We start from the raw sequence: 18,145 nt of genomic DNA, 5'->3' as shown, positions 1-18,145 counted from the left end.
TCCGACAAAATGATTGAAATCAAGAACGTTTCCAAGTGGTATGGCCCGGTGCAGGTGCTCAACGACTGCTCCGTCAGCATCTCCAAGGGCGACGTGGTGGTGGTGTGCGGACCTTCGGGTTCCGGCAAGTCCACGCTCATCAAGACGGTGAATGCGCTGGAGCCTTTCCAGAAAGGCGAGATCACGGTCAACGGCATTCCGCTGCACGACCCCAAGACCAACCTGCCGAAGCTGCGCTCGAAGGTGGGCATGGTGTTCCAGCACTTCGAACTCTTCCCGCATCTGTCGGTCACCGAGAACCTGACGATCGCGCAGATCAAGGTGTTGGGCCGCAGCCCCGACGAGGCCAAGACGCGCGGCCTGAAGATGCTCGACCGCGTGGGCCTGATGGCGCACAAGGACAAATTCCCCGGTCAGCTCTCCGGTGGCCAGCAGCAGCGCGTGGCGATCGCCCGCGCGCTGAGCATGGACCCGATGGTGATGCTGTTCGACGAGCCCACATCGGCGCTCGACCCCGAGATGGTCGGCGAAGTGCTCGACGTGATGGTGGCGCTGGCCAAGGAAGGCATGACCATGATGGTGGTCACGCACGAAATGGGCTTCGCTCGCAAGGTGGCGAATCGCGTGATCTTCATCGACGTGGGCGGGCGCATCCTGGAGGATTGCTCGAAGGAGGAGTTCTTCAGCCATCCGGAGAACCGGCAGGCGCGAACCAAGGACTTCCTCAACAAGATCCTGGCGCACTAGGCGCGCCCCCAGGCTGCGCGCGCGCGCCTGCCCCCCGGCCGGGGGCGGCGCCTGCGGACCGGCGGAGCCGGATCTGCGGCACCTCCCGAACTGAAAAGCCCCGCAGTGCGGGGCTTTTCTTTCTGGCGGGGAGGCGGCTAGCCTAGCTCGAAGGTGGTGATGCCGTAGATGCGGTTCAGCTCGCAATCCGGCGGCGCGCCGAGGTACATGCGTGCGGTTTCGAAGACAGGGCGCATGCCCATTTTTTTCGCCAGGGCGACGGCGCCGGGATTGGACTGCGGTACGTCGAGGTAGATGGCGTCGCCAGCGGGGACGCTGGCGCTCAGGGCGGTGTAGAGGGCCGTCGCGACCGGAAGATCCTCCGCCACGAGCGGACCGATCTTGTGGCCCTCGCGGCATCGGCGGATGAGTCCCCATCCCTCGAGCCGACCCTGGTGCAGCCACGCGAGGCCAGTCGCGTCCGGCATCGCGGTCCAGCTTCGCAGGAAGGCATCTCGCGGCGCGGGAAACACGCGGAGGTCGTCGGCGCACAACGATGCAAAGTCGATGGCGCTGAGCGGAAAGATCTGATGGGTCGCGGCGATGCCGCCACCCTGTGCGACGCCGGCGAAGCGGACGTTGTTCCAGGCCAGTTCGAAGCCGCTGCGGCGGTAGTTGTCCTGTTGGGCCGGCACGCCGTCGAGCCCGACGACATGGCCCGCCAGCCGGGCCATGCCTTCGTGCCAGAGCCTGATGCCGATACCTTTCCCGCGCCAAGCCGGCTTGACGATGTAGAGGCCGATGAAGCCGAAGCGCCCCGCGTACGAGACGGCGCCGATGCAGCCGAGTGCCTCGCCCAGGTGCTCGGCGACGAGAAAGCCGCCGGGGTCGGCCGCATGGAAGCACTCGGCATCGCGCAGTCCGGGATTCCAGCCTTCGTGCGCCGCCATGTCGATGACCCAGGGCATCTCCTCGCGGCGCAGGGTGCGGATGGTGAAGTCCATGCGCGGCATTCTCACTCCGCGCGGCGGATTCCTGTCCAATAGCGGCATGGAAAACGCGCACGATGTCGAACACCGCCTGAACGATCTGGAAATCAAGACCAGCTTCACCGAAGACCTGCTGGACCAGCTGAACATGACCATCTACCGGCAACAGCAGCAGATCGACAGCCTCGTCCTTCAGGTCGCCCAGCTACGGCAGCAGAGCGCCGACGCGGGGCCGGGTGGCCCGCGCAACCTGCGCGACGAGTTGCCGCCGCACTACTGATGCGGGTGCCGAGGCGGGGCGCCTGGCCGAAATTGCGGGGTAACACCAAAGTCTGATGACACAATCCTCCGAAATCTGGAGGAGTAGGCATGACCGTTGGTGCACGTCACGGAAATTGGGCGGGATGGAGATTGGCCGCGGCAGGGCTGGCCCTGCTGAGCCAGGGAGTCTTTGCGCAGGCCCCCCCTGGCGCGGAGGGCGCTGAACTCGTCGTTCACCCCTGGGTGGTGCCACCACCGAGCTGGTCGCCGGACGCGTACTTCACCAATCTGAAGGATGGCGTAACGCTCGAAACGCCATTCGTCGCCCGTTTCGGGCTCTCGCTGCGCGGCATCGTGCCGGCCGGCAAGACGGCCGGCAAGGCCGGTCACCATCACCTGCTGATCAACCAGCCGCTGCCGCTTGATTTCGCCAAGCCGTTGCCTTTCACCGAGCACTACATCCACTTCGGCAAAGGCCAGATGGAAACGGCGGTCGACCTGCCGCCGGGCACCTACACGATGCGGCTCGTGCTCGCCGACCAGGGGCACATCCCGTATTTCGTCTACAGCAAACCGCTGAAGTTCACGGTCAGCAAGCAGAACAAGGGCATCTCTGCGGCCAGCGTGCTGGGACAGCCGCGCATCGAAATCCTGAGCCCGGCCGATCGCACGACCGTGCAGTTGCCGTTGCGGGTGCAGCTGCATGCCAGCGGCTACAACCTCTCGCACGCGGCGCCCAAGGTGCCGGACACCGGGCACTTCCGGCTCATCCTGGAACGCGCAGGCCAGAAGCCCGAGATCATCGAACTCGACGGCGGGCAGACCGAGCTGTGGATCAATCCGCCGAAGGGCGACTACAGCGCGCGTCTCGATCTGGTGAGCAACACGGCCCCGGGCGCCATCACCGCGCGGGCCAGGCCGGTCGCGTTCAGCGTGCGTTGACGCCAGCGCGGGCGCCAAGCACCGCCGCCGTCACTTCCGCGAAGCCAGCCCCGCGTTCGGCTTGCGCAACGTAGCGCGGCAGGTGCGACAGTGCGGACTCGAAGCGGCGGACGTTCGCCACGCCGATGCTGTGTTCGAAGTGCTCGAACATCAATGCGTCGTTGGTCGAGTCGCCCACGTAGGCCCAGCGCGGCATCTCCCCGTCGAGCTGCCGGCCCCATAGCTCGCCGACGATCCAGCGCGCACCGGCCAGCTTGTTGTGGTCGCCGTACCAGCCGTTGATGTGGATGCTGCTGACGGTGGCGTGCATGCCTTCGCTCCGCATCAGCGCGACCACCGCGGCGATCCGCACGTCGTCGAGCTGCGTGAACTCGCTGTGGTCGATCGCGATGTCGCACTCGCGGCCCGCGGAGTCGGTGGCCCGTCGCGCCCCTGGGATCTCGCGCTCGATGCGATCCAGCACGCCCTGCATGCGCCCGAAGTTGCGTGCGCGCGTCTGTGCGTCCTGCTGGTAGCGCTTTTCGAGCCGGCCCGTGGTCGAGGGCACGAGCGCCACCGCGCCGTTCTCGGCGACGATCGCATCCAGGGGCCACGCGCTGGCGAAGGGCACACTCCAGCCCACGGGGCGGCCGGTGATCGCGACGCTATGGAGGCCGGCCGCCTTGATGTCGGCCAGCGCCTTCAATGCGTCCGGCGTGATGGCTCCCTCGGTGGTGAGGGTGTCGTCGATGTCGGTGAAGACGCCAACCAACTCACGGCGTGCCTCGAGCGGCCACTTCGTCAGCGGCAGCATCAGCCGGCCGTGTGAAGTGCCAGGCCCGCGTGCTCGCGCAGCGGATGGAAATGGATCTTCGGGAAGCGCTCCTGCGCCAGCCGCACGTCGTAGGGCGAGGTGCAGAGGTAGGCCAGGGTCTCGGCCGCATCGCGCGCCATGCGGGCGGGGTAGGCATCCGTGAAGGCACGCAGCTCGGCCGGGGTGTCGGCGGTGATCCAGCGCGCACCGGTGTACTGGCAGCCTTCGAGCCGCACATCGGCGTCGTACTCGGTCTTCAGGCGATGCTGCACGACTTCGAATTGCAGTTGGCCAACCGCGCCGAGGAGCATCGGGCCGCCGACCTCGGGCCGGAACACCTGGATCGCGCCTTCCTCGCCGAGCTGGGCCAGGCCCTGCTGCAATTGCTTGGTGCGCAGCGGATTCTTGAGGATCACCGTCATGAACAGCTCGGGCGCGAAGAAAGGCAGGCCGGTAAATTGCAGCGACGCACCGTCCGTGATGGTGTCGCCCAGTTGGACGCCGCCGTGTGTGGTGAAGCCGACGATATCGCCCGCATAGGCTTCCTCCACCGCTTCGCGGCGCTGGCTCATGAAGGTCACCACGCTGGTCGGGCGCAGTTCCTTGGCCGTGCGCTGCACCTTGAGCCTCATGCCCGGCGTGTAGCGGCCGGAGGCCATGCGCACGAAGGCGATGCGGTCGCGGTGGTTGGCGTCCATGTTGGCCTGCACCTTGAACACCACGCCAGCGAAGTCCTTGTCGTCGGGCTGGATTTCCCTGACCACCGGCTGCCGGTTGACCAGCGTGGTGCTGACGCGCGGCTGCGGCGGCGGGGCGAGGTCGACCAGCGCGTCGAGCACTTCCATCACCCCGAAGTTGTTGACGCCCGAGCCGAAGAACACGGGCGTCTGCTTGCCGGCGAGGAATGCCTCGCGGTCCCACGTCGGGGATGCGCCGGTGGCGAGCTCCATGCTCTCCATCGCGGTGTCGAATTCACGGCCGAAGCGTTTCTGCAGCGTGTCGCTGTCGGCGAGCGGAATGGTCTCGAAATCCTGCGGCAGGCGTTCACTGCCCGATTCGAAGACCGTCATCGCCTGCGTGCGCAGGTTCACGATGCCGCCGAAGGTCTTGCCCTGGCCTACGGGCCAGGTCATCGGCACGCAGGGCATGCCCAGCTCGCGCTCGATCTCGTCGAGCAGTTCGAGCGGCTCGCGCACTTCGCGGTCCATCTTGTTGACGAAGGTGATGATCGGCGTGTCGCGCTGGCGGCAGACCTCGATCAGGCGGCGCGTCTGGGCTTCGACACCGTTGGCCGCGTCGATCACCATGAGCGCGGAGTCGACCGCGGTGAGCACGCGGTAGGTGTCTTCGGAGAAGTCCTTGTGGCCGGGCGTGTCGAGCAGGTTGATGACGTGGTCGCGGTAGACCATCTGCATCACCGAGGAGGCGACCGAGATGCCGCGCTGCTTTTCGATTTCCATCCAGTCGGAAGTCGCGTGGCGCGAGGCCTTGCGCGCCTTGACCGAGCCGGCGATCTGGATCGCGCCGGAGAACAGGAGCAGTTTTTCCGTCAGCGTGGTCTTGCCTGCGTCAGGGTGGGAAATGATCGCGAAAGTGCGGCGGCGGCGGGTTTCGGAGGCGAATGTCATGGGGGTGAACGCGGTGCGCGCTCACGGGCGCGGGCTGCTGGAGGCAAAACCCACGATTTTAGCGTTTTGCCCCTTCCGAGTGGGCCGCGCGACCTTCTCGCTCACATGGGCGGGGTGAATCCGTTGCGGCCGACCAGCAGGCTCGAAGCGGTGGGCCTGCCGTCCTTGAGCTGTGCGGTGACGACGACTTTCGCACCCTGGACCACCAGCGCCGACTGGTCGTCATTGCCGGGCTTGAAGGTGACGATCGGCGTGCCGCGCGGGACGATCACCGTCTTTTCGCCGTCCTTGTACTTGAGCACCAGCTTCTGGCCGCCCGGCACCGAGGCCGGCGCCGCAGACAGTGCGGAGACCGTGGCGTTGGTCATCGTGCCGTTGGGCATGTAGTCCCAGGGTCGGAAGCCCTCGCCGGTGCCGCGCATGGCTTCGGGAAACACCAGGACTTCGACCGCGCGCTGGGTGCCGTCGGGCTGCGGCATCGAGCCGGCGCCGACGAAGCTGTTGGGCTTGATGGCCGCGACGGTCACCGGGAGCACCTCGATGACGCGCATGTCGGCGGGGCGCACCAGGGTGACGACTTCCCCGCTGCGGTCCTTGACGGTCAGCGACTTTGCATCGGCGTGCACGATGACGCCGCGCACGCGCACGTTCTGGGCCGCCGGGGCGGCCGGGGTCTGCGCGGGGACGGCCATCGGCAAGACGGCCGACGCGATCACGAGGGATGTGGCAAGGGCTCTGGCTTTGAACATGTCGTAACGCCTTGACGGGCGGTGTTGGAGTGAGCGTTGCAGTCTAGGGCGAGAGGAGAAAGGCTGTTGGCGACATGCATGCCGTCCGGCGCTAAAATCCGGGGTTCCGAGGAGCGTTGCAGCGCCGACAGGCGTGAGGCTCGGACCACCATCGCAACCACGCTCACCCGCTGTTCTCGCGGTGAGTCCCTTCCCCGAACGCAGTGGCATCTTTCAAACTTGCTTTGGAGCCAACATGAGCGCTGTTCTCAAATCCCCCGTTTCCACCGCCGACCAGGCCATCGCCGACCTGACCCTTGCCGCCTGGGGCCGCAAGGAAATCCGCATTGCCGAAACCGAAATGCCCGGCCTGATGGCGATCCGCGAGGAATTCGCCAAGAGCCAGCCGCTCAAGGGCGCGCGCATCACCGGCTCGCTGCACATGACGATCCAGACGGCGGTGCTGATCGAGACGCTGCAGGCGCTGGGCGCCACCGTGCGCTGGGCCTCGTGCAACATCTTCTCGACCCAGGACCATGCTGCCGCCGCCATCGCCGCGGCCGGAACGCCCGTGTTCGCAATCAAGGGCGAGTCGCTGGAAGACTACTGGGACTACACCCACCGCATCTTCGACTTCGGCGCCAAGGGCTCGGCCGGCGAAGGCCCGAACATGATCCTGGACGACGGCGGCGATGCCACGCTGCTGATGCACCTGGGGCAGCGCGCCGAGAAGGACCAGAGCGTCCTCGCCAACCCGACCAGCGATGAAGAGCGCATCCTGTACGCCGCGATCAAGGCCAAGCTGGCCGTCGACGCGACCTGGTACACCCGCAAGTCGGCCGAGATCATCGGCGTGACCGAAGAAACCACCACCGGCGTGCACCGCCTGAACGAAATGAGCGCCAAGGGAACGCTGCTGTTCCGCGCCATCAACGTCAACGACTCGGTCACCAAGAGCAAGTTCGACAACCTGTACGGCTGCCGCGAATCGCTGGTGGATGGCATCAAGCGCGCCACCGACGTCATGATCGCCGGCAAGGTCGCGTGCGTGGCCGGCTACGGCGACGTGGGCAAGGGCTCGGCCCAGGCCCTGCGCGCACTGAGCGCCCAGGTGTGGGTCACCGAGATCGACCCCATCAATGCCCTGCAGGCCGCGATGGAAGGCTACAAGGTCGTGACCATGGAATACGCCGCGGACAAGGCCGACATCTTCGTGACCACCACCGGCAACCGCGATGTCATCCGCCACGAGCACATGGCCGCGATGAAGGACCAGGCCATCGTCTGCAACATCGGTCACTTCGACAACGAGATCGCGGTCGCCTCGATCGAGAAGTACGAATGGGAAGAGATCAAGCCGCAGGTCGACCACATCACCTTCCCGGACGGCAAGAAGATCATCCTGCTGGCCAAGGGCCGTCTCGTGAACCTGGGCTGCGGCACGGGCCATCCGAGCTTCGTGATGTCGTCTTCCTTCGCGAACCAGACCATCGCCCAGATCGAGCTGTTCACCAAGCCCGATGCCTACCAGGCCGGCAAGGTCTACGTGCTGCCCAAGCACCTCGACGAGAAGGTCGCTCGCCTGCACCTGAAGAAGGTCGGCGCCATGCTGACCGAGCTGACCGACGCCCAGGCCGCCTACATCGGCGTGGACAAGAACGGCCCGTACAAGCCGGACACCTACCGCTACTGATGGCGCGGGCGTAGCGTCTTGCGCGCCGATCAATTGCTTGTCGAACGCGGCCTCGCTGCGTCGCGCTCGCAAGCCGTCCGGCTGATTGCCGGCGGTTTGCGTTGGCGCGACGGAACGGCCTGGCGCGTGGTCAACAAGAACCGCGACGAGGTGCCGGAAACGGCCGAACTGGAATTGCTCGACGCTGCCGAGGCGCGCTTTGTCTCGCGGGGCGGGCTCAAGCTCGAAGGTGCGCTGGCCGCGGTCGGGGTCGACCCGCGCGGGCGGCGATGCCTCGACGTGGGCCAGTCGACCGGCGGCTTTACCGATTGCCTGCTGCAGCAGGGCGCCGAGCACGTGGTCGGCGTCGACGTGGGCCACGGCCAGTTGCATCAGCGCGTGCGCGACGATGCGCGCGTGACCGCCGTCGAGGGCGTCAACGCCCGCACGCTGAGTCCCGATGCCTGGGCAGACCAGTCGCCGGACGACTTGGATTTCGGGTTGATCGTGGGCGATCTCTCGTTCATTTCGCTCACGCTGGTGCTGCCGGCGCTGGTGCCTTTGCTGGCGCCGGGCGGCGACCTGCTGATGCTGGTCAAGCCGCAGTTCGAGTTGCAGCCCGGGCAGGTCGGCAAGGGCGGCATCGTGCGCGACCCCGCGTTGTACGCGGTCGTCGAGCAGCGGCTGCGTGACGCCTGCGCGGCGCTCGGACTGGGTGTGCAGCGCTGGCTCGACAGCCCGATCGCGGGTGGCGATGGCAACCGCGAGTTTTTCATTCATGCCGTTCATGGGGACGGCGAACCAGGAGCCGGCCGTGCGCCTACCGCTCAGCTTTGAATTCTTTCCGCCCAAGACGCCCGAAGGCGCGTCCAAGCTGCGTGCCGTGCGGCAGCAGCTCTATGCGCAAGTCCCCGAGTTCTGCTCGGTGACCTACGGCGCAGGGGGCTCGACGCATGACGGCACCTTTGGCACCGTTCGCGAGATCCTGGGCGAAGGAGTCGCCGCCGCCTGCCACTTCTCGTGCATCGGCGCGACCAGGGCAACGGTGCGCGAACAACTCGCCGAACTGAAGGCCATGGGTGTCGATCGCCTCGTCGCGTTGCGGGGTGATCTGCCGAGCGGCTATGGGATCGGCGGCGAATTCCTTTACGCCAGCGATCTTGTCGGCTTCATCCGCCAGGAGACCGGCCGCGATTTCCATATCGAGGTGGCCTGCTATCCCGAAGTGCATCCGCAGGCGCGCTCGCCCGAGGCCGACTTGCAGGCCTTTGCCGCCAAGGTGCGCGCCGGTGCCGATTCGGCCATCACGCAGTATTTCTTCAGCCCCGAGGCCTACTTCCGCTTCGTCGACGAGGCGCGCGCCACGGGTCTCGACATTCCGATCGTGCCGGGCATCATGCCGATCACGAGTTCGACCCAACTGATGCGCTTCTCCGACGCATGCGGTGCCGAGATCCCGCGCTGGGTCCGCCTGCGGCTGCAGAGCTTCGGCGACGACACCGCGTCGATCAGGGCCTTCGGCCTCGACGTGGTCACCGACCTGTGCGAACGCCTGTGCGCCGGCGGTGCGCCGGCGCTTCACTTCTACACGATGAATCAGTCGGTGGCGACGCTCGGCGTGCTGCAGCGGCTCGGCTGGAGTGCATGAGTTTGGTTAGGCGGCTCGCCGGCAGCTTGTCCGCGCTCGTCGCGGTGGCATGGCTGGCAGCGTGTACCACGCAGCCATCGGTGGGCGATGGCGCCGAGGGCGCGGCGCAGGTCAGGCTGCGTCCCCTCGTCAAGCAGTTGGCGGTCCCGCCCGGCGCGCCGCCGCGTTCCCAGGTGCCGTCCGTGCGCTATGACCTCGCGGTGTCCGGCACAGGCGAGGATGCCCCGGACGACGGCCTGCCGGGCGACGACGGGCCGCGCGAGATCTTCGAGCGAGGGGGCGCTTCCTGGTACGGCATCCAGTTCCATCAACGCAAGACGGCGAGCGGCGAGCGCTTCGACATGACTGAATTCACGGCCGCCCACAAGACGCTGCCGTTCAATACGCGCGTGTGCGTTCGCAGCCTCGTGAACGGGCGGGAAGTGCTCGTTCGGATCAATGATCGCGGCCCCTACACGGCGGGCCGGATCATCGACCTGAGCCGCGCCGCCGCCGAGTCGATCGGCCTGCTGGGGCTCGGCATCAAGCAGGTTGCGCTGCATATCGTGGACAAGGACACGGACCGTTGCGGCGGAACGGTCATCGGAGCCGCTGAGGCGCCAGCAGCGGCGGCAGAGCCGACGCTCAAGGTCAACGCCAAACCCGCGCGCAAGCTGATACCCCTCAAGAAATGAAGCTGCTCGCGCCCGGGCTTGCTTGCTCACAGCGTGCGGCCAGCCCCTGCAGGAGGCTGCACTTGTGGCCCGGAGAGGCCGATTCCGCGGTCTTTCGCCAGCGACCGGCGGCTGCGCCGGCCGGCGTTGCGTCTATCCACCGCTGTCCAGGGAGAAGGCGGCGTTGCGGTCTTGGCCGAGACGGTCGGCCATTTGCGGCAGGGCGGCTGCGAGCAGCGGTTTGAGGGTGTAGGGCGGATTGATCAGGAACATGCCGCTGGCGGGCAGGCCCGGGCGGTGCGTAGCGCCCGTCGAGTCGGTGGTGATCTTGCTCGACTTGACCGTCAGCGTGGCATGCAGCCATGGCTTGCCGGCCTTGGTGGCCATGGTCTTGAGGCGGCGAGGGAGGTCGTGCGCCTCCGGGCGCGGAATGATCGGATACCACACGGCATAGGTGCCGGTCGCGAAACGCTTGAGCGCCTCGGCGACGAAATCCAGCACGCGGGCGTAGTCGCTCTTGATCTCGTAGCTCGGATCGCACAGCACGAGGGCGCGACGCGATGGCGGCGGCAGGAACTTGGTAGCGCTGCCGAACCCGTCGTCACGCTGCACGCTGATCTGGCGGCCTGCTTCGAGTTGTGCGATGTTCGCGTCGAGCGTGCGGGCGTCGGTCGGGTGCAGCTCGAACAGCTTGAGCTTGTCGTGATCGCGCAGCAGGTGGTGGGCGATGAAGGGCGAGCCCGGATAGATGCGCGCGCCGCCCTTCGGATTGAAGTCGCGGATGACCTCGAGGTAGCGCGAGAGGGCGTCCGCAAGGGGCTCGGGTGGCTTTTCCGCTGTCTTTTTTGCCGATCCCCTGGCGGGGCTGGCCGTGGTTTCGGCCGGGGCGGGCTTGGGATCGGACAGCAGGCGCAGCACGCCGTCCGCCGCTTCGCCGCTGGTGCCGGCGTAGTCGCCGTCGAGCCGGTAGAGGCCGGCACCCGCGTGGGTGTCGACTACCGTCAGGGCGGCGTCTTTTTCGAGCAGGTAGTCGAGGGTGGCAATCAGCACCGTGTGCTTGAGCACGTCGGCGTGGTTGCCGGCGTGGAAGGCGTGGCGGTAACTGAACATGGCCCCGATGGTAACCGCCGGCCCCCGGAAACGGCGCTGGATTGCCTCTTGAGCCCGATTCTTCGTATAATCGAGGGCTTCGCAGCGCTTTTGTGGCCCCGCGGCGAAGGAATTGACCCCACCTAAGAGATTCCCGCCAGAGGAACGCCGACCGTGGAAAAGGGCCCGCCAAACCCTCTTCAAAGAGAAAACTCATGACCAAAACGTTCAGCGCCAAGCCCGCTGACGTGACGCACGAGTGGTTTGTGATTGACGCGACCGACAAGGTCCTCGGACGAGTAGCCAGCGAAGTTGCTCTCCGTTTGCGCGGCAAACACAAGGCCATTTACACGCCTCACGTCGATACCGGTGACTTCATCGTCATCATCAACGCAGCCCAGCTGCGCGTCACCGGCGCCAAGCCGCTTGACAAGGTGTACTACCGCCACTCGGGCTATCCGGGCGGCATCACGGCCACCAACTTCCGCGACATGCAAGCCAAGCACCCGGGCCGCGCCCTGGAAAAGGCCGTCAAGGGCATGCTGCCCAAGGGTCCGCTCGGCTACGCGATGATCAAGAAACTCAAGGTGTACGGTGGCGCAGAGCACCCGCATACCGCCCAACAGCCCAAAGTGCTGGAACTGTAAGGAGCCTTGAGAATGATTGGTGAATGGAACAACGGCACCGGCCGTCGCAAATCGAGCGTCGCCCGCGTGTTTCTGAAAAAAGGCACCGGCAAGATCACGGTCAACGGCAAGGACATCCAGGATTTCTTTGGCCGCGAAACGTCGATCATGATCGCCAAGCAACCGCTTTTCTTGACCAACAACGTCGAAACCTTCGACATCATGGTCAATGTGGCGGGTGGCGGTGAATCGGGCCAGGCCGGCGCGACGCGCCACGGCATCACCCGCGCTCTGATCGACTACGACGCGACGCTCAAGCCGGTGTTGAGCCAGGCTGGCTTCGTGACGCGCGATGCGCGTGAAGTCGAACGCAAGAAGGTCGGTCTGCACTCCGCACGCCGCCGCAAGCAGTTCTCCAAGCGCTGATCGCCCCATTGGGCTTATCGCTTGCACTGTCAAAAAGCCGCCTTCGGGCGGTTTTTTGCTGTTTGAAGTAGCATTCATCGATCGGCCGCACGTTCGGCCCCAAAGGAGTCCCCCTAATGAGCGCCGTTGCAGAAAACATCCAGACCCAGATGCCCGAGCCCATCGTCTTCACGGACAGCGCGGCAGCCAAGGTCGCCGACCTGATCGCCGAGGAAGGCAATCCTGACCTCAAGCTGCGCGTGTTCGTGCAAGGTGGCGGCTGCTCCGGCTTCCAGTACGGTTTCACCTTCGACGAAATCACGAACGAAGACGACACCACGATGACCAAGAATGGCGTGTCCCTGCTGATCGACGCCATGAGCTACCAGTACCTGGTCGGCGCCGAGATCGACTACAAGGAAGACCTGCAAGGCGCCCAGTTCGTGATCAAGAATCCCAACGCGACCAGCACCTGCGGCTGCGGATCGAGCTTCTCGGCCTGATGTGCTGAGCGTCTCCGCGTTCTATCAAGAAGCCGCCTCCGGGCGGCTTTTTGCTGCACGCCGGTTTTCGTGTTCATGACTTCATCGAGTTCTCCGCGCGAGAGCCTGCTGTGGCTGGTTGCCATCGGCTTCTTCATGCAGACGCTCGACGCGACGATCATCAATACTGCGTTGCCCGCCATGGCGGCCAGCCTGGGCGAGAGCCCCTTGCGCATGCAGTCGGTGGTGGTGGCCTATTCGCTCACCATGGCGATGCTGATCCCAGCATCCGGCTGGATCGCGGATCGCTTCGGAACGCGGCGGATCTTCTTCGCCGCCATCGTGCTGTTTGTGCTCGGCTCGGTCCTGTGTGCCCTGTCGCGCGGCATCGGGCAACTGGTCGCGGCGCGCGTCATCCAGGGGATGGGCGGCGCGCTTCTGTTGCCCGTCGGGCGCCTCGCACTCCTTCGCACCGTGCCGCGAGCCGAGTTCCTGGCGGCCATGAGCTTCGTCGCGATTCCGGGGCTGATCGGGCCGCTGCTCGGTCCAACGCTCGGCGGGTGGCTGGTCCAGTACGCGTCGTGGCACTGGATCTTCCTGATCAACGTGCCCGTGGGCCTCGTCGGGTGCTTCGTCACCTTGCGAGTCATGCCAGATTTGCGCGCGGATCTGTTGCACCGCTTCGACGCGGTCGGCTATGCGTTGCTGGCGTTCGGCATGGTGTCGATCTCGCTCGCCATCGACGGTGTTTCCGGATTGGGATTGCGCCAGGTCGGCGTGCTCGTGCTGCTGATCTTCGGCTTCGCCAGCATCACGGCGTACTGGCTGCACGCGGTGCGCCGTCCCTATCCGCTTTTCGAGCCGGCCCTTTTCGGCATCCCGACCCTGAGCATCGGCCTGCTGGGCAATCTTTTCTCGCGGCTTGGCAGCGGCTGCATGCCTTTCCTGATTCCGCTGCTGCTCCAGGTGTCGATGGGCTACTCGCCGCTGAAGGCGGGGCTCATGATGCTGCCGATCGCGCTGGCCGGCATGGCCATGAAGCGCTTCGCCACGCCGCTGATCCAGCGGTACGGCTACAGGCGGGTGCTGGTCGTCAACACCGCGCTGGTGGGGCTGACGATGGCGAGCTTCGGCCTGACCACGCCTGACCAGCTGGTGGCGCTGCATATCGTCCAGTTGCTCGTGTTCGGCGCGGTCAATTCGCTGCAGTTCACCGCCATGAACACGATCACGCTGAAGGACCTGGACGGCAGCATGGCGAGCGCGGGCAACAGCCTCCTGTCGATGGTGCAGATGCTCGCGATGAGCCTGGGCGTGGCTGCGGCGAGCGCGGTTCTTGCGGGCTACACGGGGATCTTCGGCAGCGAGACGCCGCTGGAGACGCTGCATGCGTTCGAGGCGACCTTCGCGAGCATGGGCCTCATCACACTGGCCTCGGCGCTGATCTTCTGGCATCTGCCGCCGGAGGCGCGTGCGGTCCAGCCGGCGCAGCCGGAGGTGTCGGGTCAGGGATGACGCGGATCGGCGATGGAGCCGATCGAGCGGGACGAATCAAGCGGGATAAATGGCGCCAAGAACGCGCGCGCCGCGTGCGCCGGTCACGCTGGCGAGGTTGCCCGCCTGGCCGAGCATGGTGCTGCGCGCCAGCCATGCAAATGCAGCGGCTTCGACTTCCTGCGGCGGCAAGCCGCGTTCGGCGGAGGAGACCACTTCCACGGACGGCAGCAATGCGCGCAGGCGCGACAAGAGATGGAGATTGAGTGCGCCGCCGCCGCAGACGATCAGCCAGCGGCTGTCGGCTCCGTAGCGCGTCAGATGGGTTGCGCAGACCTGGGCGGTCAGCTCCGTCAAGGTGGCCTGGACATCGGCGGGCTTGGCGCTGGACGTGCCCATGTGCGAGGCGAGCCAGTTCGGGTTGAACAGGTCGCGACCGGTGCTCTTGGGCGGCGCCTTGGCGAAATACGCATCGCCCAGCAACCGCGACAGGAGTTCGGGCAGCACCTGTCCGGTGGCGGCCCATTGGCCGGCCGCATCGAAGGGCTGGCCGATGTGCGTCTGGCACCAGTGGTCGATCAGCGCATTGCCGGGCCCGCAATCGAAGCCCAGCACCGTTCCGCTGCCGGCTGGCAGCAGGCTGAGATTGGAGATGCCGCCGATGTTCAGAACGGCCACCGCCTCGTCGTCCCGTGCGAACAGCGCCCGGTGGAAGCCCGGCACCAGGGGAGCGCCCTGACCGCCCGCTGCGAGATCGCGGCTGCGGAAGTCCGCCACCACGGGAATGCCGGTCAGTTCGGCCAGCAGGGAGGGGTTGTTGATCTGCAGCGTGTACCCGACTTCGTCGAATTCCCCCGGGCGGTGGCGCACCGTCTGTCCGTGCGCGCCGATCGCGGTCACGGTATCGCCGGGGATGCCGGCATCGGCCAACAACTGCTGCGCTACGCGCGCATATACCCGCGCCAGACCGTTGCCGGCCAGGGCGGCGCGGTGCAGTTCGTTGTCGCCGCCGGGGGAGTTGAGCGCCATCAGCTCGGCGCGCAGGCTCACCGGAAACGGTGCGGCCGCAAAGCCCTGTACGGCGATGCGCCCGTCCGAGAAATCGGCCAACACGCCGTCGACGCCGTCCAGCGAGGTGCCCGACATGAGGCCGATGAAGAGTTCAGCCATGGTTCGGGAAGGTCCTGTGCTCACTCGGGCCGCCGGGGCCCGTCGCTCAATCCGCGCTGGCTTGCACCACCGAGAAGGCGGCCGACAACTCGGCGCGCGTCGCGAGGGCAAGGCGTTCGAACGCAGGACGTGCCGCCGCGGTGATCGGAACGCCGCCTTCCTGTTGCGCGATGGTCGAGGGATCGTGGTATTCGCCGTTCACCCGGAACTCAAAGTGAAGGTGCGGGCCCGTGGCCCAGCCGGAAGAACCGACGGCGCCGAGGGTCTGGCTCTGGCTGATGCTCTGGCCGGTCTTGACGTCGATGCGGCTCAGGTGCGCATACGCCGTTTCCTGGTTGTTGCGGTGCTTGACGATCACGATGTTGCCGTAACCGCTTTGCGTGCCCGCGAACTCGACCGTGCCATCGCCGACCGCGCGTACGGGCGTACCCGTGGGCGCCGCGAAGTCGATGCCGTGGTGCTGGCGCCAGCTGTTGAGGATCGGATGCAGGCGCATGGCAAAGCCGCTCGATACCCGAGTGAACTCGACGGGCGAGCTCAGGTAGGCGCGGCGCAGGCTGTCACCGTTGGGGCGGTAGTAGCCGCCTTTCTGGCCGGGTTCCTGGAACCACAGCGCCTGGTGCAGCTTGCCATTGCTTTCGAATTCGGCCGAGAGCACGCGGCCGCTGCGCAGCGACTGGCCATCGGCGTCAAAGGTCTCGTAGACGACGGCAAAGCGGTCGCCCTTGCGCAGCGAGCGGAAGTCCACATCGCCGGAGAACACGTCGGCCAACTGGCTTGCCACGGAATCGGGAATGCCCGCGTCATCCGTTGCCGCAAAAAGCGAGGTGCGAACGACGCCGCTGGCGAGACGGGTGCCGGGCGTCAGCGCATCGGATTCGGTGCGGGCGATGAACCCGTTGCCCTTTTTCTCGACCACGAGGCGCTTGAAGGCGCCGTCACTGTCGGGAATCCAGCGTGCGCTCAGCTTTTGCAGCGTATTTTCCTGCGTGGCTTCGGCGGTGACGGTGCGGCCGGGTCGGCTGAGCAGGGCGGTGCGCGCATCGGGGTTGGACCGCACGAAAGCGGCCGCCGCCGGGTCGGCAATACCCAGACGGCGCAACAGCGCCTCGGCGGTATCGCTCGAACGGGTGGTTTCGTTGCGGAACAGCGTGAAGCTGTGGGTGTCAAGCGCTTCGACCTGCTCGGCGAACGACAGCGGCTTGACCGCTTCGAACACTTGCCTGACGGGGAGGTCGGCCGCATCGGGGCCGAGCGAGGCGACTGCAAAGGCACCGCCACCCGCGGACAGCAGCACCGCGGCGATCGCCGCCGTGATCTGCTTCGGATACGTCCGGAATGTGTGGGCCACGCGCGAAGCAATCAGCTCCTCGGCGGCCAGAATGCCGTTGATCAAACTTAGAAATTCCAACTCAGGTTCAGCAGATCCGTGCTGCGAAAGCCGTGTCGAACGGGCGGCAGGACGGTGCGGACATACAGCGCCGCTTAGAATCCGGCGCTTGAAAAGTCCGGCTGAGTATAGCTTCGGCCATAGAAAAATCAGCCAAAAAGCCCAATGAACCCCGGTTTTGTTACATCCGCAAGTCTGTCCGAAGGTGTAGGACGAGCTCTCGAAATTTCACTCCGTGGAACCGACGAGTTGCTTCCCCAGGATGAATGGGTGCGCAAGCTCCAGCGATCCGAGGCCACCGGGACGCCCCTGCGCATCAAGTTGGGCCTGGACCCGACCGCGCCGGACATTCACATCGGTCATACGGTGGTGCTCAACAAGATGCGCCAGCTGCAGGATCTCGGGCACACCGTGATCTTCCTGATCGGCGACTTCACCACCACGATCGGCGACCCGTCGGGCCGCAACAGCACCCGTCCTCCGCTGACGCGCGAGCAAATAGAGGCCAATGCCCAAACGTACTATCGGCAGGCCAGCCTGGTGCTCGACCCCTCGAAAACCGAGATTCGTTACAACTCGGAATGGAGCGACCCGCTCGGCGCCCGCGGAATGATTCAGCTGGCGGCCAAGTACACCGTGGCGCGGATGATGGAGCGCGACGACTTCAGCAAGCGCTTCAAGGCCGGTCAGTCGATCTCGGTGCATGAGTTTCTCTACCCGCTGATGCAGGGCTACGACTCGGTCGCCCTCAAGTCCGACCTCGAACTCGGCGGCACCGACCAGAAATTCAACCTGCTGGTCGGCCGTCATCTCCAGCAGGAATACGGCCAGGAGCCGCAGTGCATACTCACTATGCCGCTCCTGGAGGGACTCGACGGCGTCGAAAAGATGTCGAAGAGCAAGAACAACTACATCGGCATCAGCGAGGACGCGAACACCATGTTCGCCAAGGTGCTGTCTATCTCCGACACCCTGATGTGGCGGTGGTACACGCTCCTGAGCTTCAAGTCCCTGGCCGAGATCGCAGCCCTCAAGGCCGAGATCGACGCTGGCCGCAACCCGAAGGACGCCAAGGTCGCCCTGGCAAAGGAAATCACGGCGCGTTTCCACAGTCTGGCCGCAGCCGAAGCCGCCGAGCAGGATTTCATCCATCGCAGCAAGGGCGGCGTGCCAGACGAAATCCCGGAAGTCGCCCTGAGCGGCGCGCCCCTCGGCATCGCCCAACTGCTCAAGCAGGCCGGCTTGGCCGCGTCGACCTCCGAAGGCAACCGCCTCATCGACGGGGGCGGCGTCCGCATCGATTCCACGGTGATCAGCGACAAGGCACTCAAACTCCCGGCAGGCAGTTACGTCGTGCAGGTCGGCAAACGCAAGTTCGCCCGAGTCACCCTGGCTTGAGCTGACCCCACCCCGGCAGGGGGAGGCGGCCAGACGAAGTGCGCAGGCCCG

The 18,145-nt window shown here is 65.9% G+C and carries 19 protein-coding genes and 1 riboswitch; of the genes, 12 read left to right on the top strand and 7 right to left on the bottom strand.

Going from position 1 to position 18,145, the window contains the following annotated elements:
* The first annotated feature begins 9 nt into the window (after nucleotides 1-9).
* Complete coding sequence (locus QTH97_RS09820; RefSeq protein WP_286567971.1) at nucleotides 10-747, top strand: amino acid ABC transporter ATP-binding protein; 738 nt, start codon at nucleotides 10-12, stop codon at nucleotides 745-747.
* Nucleotides 748-884: 137 nt separating this feature from the next.
* Here QTH97_RS09820 and QTH97_RS09815 read toward each other — a convergent pair whose 3' ends face one another.
* Nucleotides 885-1,730, bottom strand: a complete 846-nt coding sequence (locus QTH97_RS09815; RefSeq protein ID WP_286567927.1) for a GNAT family N-acetyltransferase — start codon at nucleotides 1,728-1,730, stop codon at nucleotides 885-887.
* Nucleotides 1,731-1,776: 46 nt separating this feature from the next.
* Here QTH97_RS09815 and QTH97_RS09810 point away from each other — a divergent pair, with 46 nt between their 5' ends.
* Together QTH97_RS09810 and QTH97_RS09805 are read left to right on the top strand one after the other, a co-directional pair.
* A complete protein-coding gene (locus tag QTH97_RS09810; RefSeq protein WP_286567970.1) occupies nucleotides 1,777-1,995 on the top strand; it encodes a SlyX family protein in 219 nt (72 codons plus the stop codon).
* Nucleotides 1,996-2,084: 89 nt separating this feature from the next.
* Nucleotides 2,085-2,918 carry a DUF4399 domain-containing protein gene (locus QTH97_RS09805; RefSeq protein WP_286567926.1) on the top strand — a complete coding sequence of 278 codons (834 nt, stop codon included), beginning with the start codon at nucleotides 2,085-2,087 and terminating at the stop codon, nucleotides 2,916-2,918.
* On the opposite strand, the gene QTH97_RS09800 is transcribed toward QTH97_RS09805, so the two are convergent.
* The 3 genes from QTH97_RS09800 to QTH97_RS09790 form a co-directional block, all read right to left on the bottom strand.
* Nucleotides 2,905-3,711: an HAD-IIB family hydrolase gene (locus QTH97_RS09800; RefSeq protein ID WP_286567925.1), complete on the bottom strand. Its 807-nt coding sequence runs from the start codon at nucleotides 3,709-3,711 to the stop codon at nucleotides 2,905-2,907. The genes QTH97_RS09805 and QTH97_RS09800 overlap by 14 nt on opposite strands.
* Nucleotides 3,711-5,339, bottom strand: coding sequence for a peptide chain release factor 3 (locus tag QTH97_RS09795; protein ID WP_286567924.1), 1,629 nt, complete (start codon nucleotides 5,337-5,339; stop codon nucleotides 3,711-3,713). The genes QTH97_RS09800 and QTH97_RS09795 overlap by 1 nt, the downstream gene beginning before the upstream one ends.
* 101 nt (nucleotides 5,340-5,440) lie before the next feature.
* Nucleotides 5,441-6,088, bottom strand: coding sequence for a hypothetical protein (locus QTH97_RS09790; RefSeq protein ID WP_286567923.1), 648 nt, complete (start codon nucleotides 6,086-6,088; stop codon nucleotides 5,441-5,443).
* A gap of 102 nt (nucleotides 6,089-6,190) precedes the next feature.
* Nucleotides 6,191-6,260: riboswitch (S-adenosyl-L-homocysteine riboswitch) on the top strand.
* A gap of 63 nt (nucleotides 6,261-6,323) precedes the next feature.
* Here QTH97_RS09790 and ahcY point away from each other — a divergent pair.
* Genes ahcY through QTH97_RS09770 form a run of 4 tightly spaced genes read left to right on the top strand, consistent with a single transcriptional unit; the run spans nucleotide 6,324 to nucleotide 10,061 of the window.
* Complete coding sequence (gene ahcY / locus QTH97_RS09785; RefSeq protein ID WP_286567922.1) at nucleotides 6,324-7,760, top strand: adenosylhomocysteinase; 1,437 nt, start codon at nucleotides 6,324-6,326, stop codon at nucleotides 7,758-7,760.
* Between the two features lie 18 nt (nucleotides 7,761-7,778).
* A complete protein-coding gene (locus tag QTH97_RS09780) occupies nucleotides 7,779-8,576 on the top strand; it encodes a TlyA family RNA methyltransferase (protein WP_286567921.1) in 798 nt (265 codons plus the stop codon).
* Nucleotides 8,554-9,387: a methylenetetrahydrofolate reductase [NAD(P)H] gene (metF, locus tag QTH97_RS09775; protein ID WP_286567920.1), complete on the top strand. Its 834-nt coding sequence runs from the start codon at nucleotides 8,554-8,556 to the stop codon at nucleotides 9,385-9,387. Before QTH97_RS09780 ends, metF begins: the two co-directional genes overlap by 23 nt.
* A complete protein-coding gene (locus tag QTH97_RS09770; protein WP_286567919.1) occupies nucleotides 9,384-10,061 on the top strand; it encodes a septal ring lytic transglycosylase RlpA family protein in 678 nt (225 codons plus the stop codon). The genes metF and QTH97_RS09770 overlap by 4 nt, the downstream gene beginning before the upstream one ends.
* Nucleotides 10,062-10,193: 132 nt before the next feature.
* Here the strand turns inward: QTH97_RS09770 and QTH97_RS09765 are convergent, their stop codons facing one another.
* Nucleotides 10,194-11,150, bottom strand: a complete 957-nt coding sequence (locus QTH97_RS09765; RefSeq protein ID WP_286567918.1) for a 23S rRNA (adenine(2030)-N(6))-methyltransferase RlmJ — start codon at nucleotides 11,148-11,150, stop codon at nucleotides 10,194-10,196.
* Between the two features lie 194 nt (nucleotides 11,151-11,344).
* Between QTH97_RS09765 and rplM the strand changes: the two genes are divergently transcribed.
* The 4 genes from rplM to mdtD all read left to right on the top strand — a co-directional run bounded on the left by rplM (nucleotide 11,345) and on the right by mdtD (nucleotide 14,157).
* Nucleotides 11,345-11,776, top strand: a complete 432-nt coding sequence (rplM, locus tag QTH97_RS09760) for a 50S ribosomal protein L13 (RefSeq protein ID WP_028249522.1) — start codon at nucleotides 11,345-11,347, stop codon at nucleotides 11,774-11,776.
* Between the two features lie 12 nt (nucleotides 11,777-11,788).
* Entirely contained in the window at nucleotides 11,789-12,181 is a 393-nt protein-coding gene (gene rpsI, locus QTH97_RS09755; protein WP_093109516.1) for a 30S ribosomal protein S9, read from the top strand.
* 116 nt (nucleotides 12,182-12,297) lie between these two features.
* Nucleotides 12,298-12,663 carry an iron-sulfur cluster insertion protein ErpA gene (gene erpA, locus QTH97_RS09750; RefSeq protein WP_007827949.1) on the top strand — a complete coding sequence of 122 codons (366 nt, stop codon included), beginning with the start codon at nucleotides 12,298-12,300 and terminating at the stop codon, nucleotides 12,661-12,663.
* Between the two features lie 75 nt (nucleotides 12,664-12,738).
* Entirely contained in the window at nucleotides 12,739-14,157 is a 1,419-nt protein-coding gene (mdtD, locus tag QTH97_RS09745; RefSeq protein ID WP_286567917.1) for a multidrug transporter subunit MdtD, read from the top strand.
* 36 nt (nucleotides 14,158-14,193) lie between these two features.
* Here the strand turns inward: mdtD and QTH97_RS09740 are convergent, their stop codons facing one another.
* Together QTH97_RS09740 and QTH97_RS09735 are read right to left on the bottom strand one after the other, a co-directional pair.
* On the bottom strand, nucleotides 14,194-15,306 hold the full coding sequence (locus QTH97_RS09740) for an anhydro-N-acetylmuramic acid kinase (protein WP_286567916.1): 1,113 nt from the start codon (nucleotides 15,304-15,306) through the stop codon (nucleotides 14,194-14,196).
* Nucleotides 15,307-15,352: 46 nt separating this feature from the next.
* Entirely contained in the window at nucleotides 15,353-16,702 is a 1,350-nt protein-coding gene (locus tag QTH97_RS09735) for a M23 family metallopeptidase (protein ID WP_286567915.1), read from the bottom strand.
* Nucleotides 16,703-16,861: 159 nt separating this feature from the next.
* Here QTH97_RS09735 and tyrS point away from each other — a divergent pair, with 159 nt between their 5' ends.
* Entirely contained in the window at nucleotides 16,862-18,094 is a 1,233-nt protein-coding gene (tyrS, locus tag QTH97_RS09730) for a tyrosine--tRNA ligase (RefSeq protein WP_286567914.1), read from the top strand.
* Nucleotides 18,095-18,145 lie beyond the last annotated feature (51 nt).

It is taken from the genome of Variovorax gracilis, from assembly GCF_030317115.1.
Taxonomy (GTDB): domain Bacteria; phylum Pseudomonadota; class Gammaproteobacteria; order Burkholderiales; family Burkholderiaceae_C; genus Variovorax; species Variovorax gracilis.
This window is presented reverse-complemented; position numbering and strand designations above follow the sequence as displayed.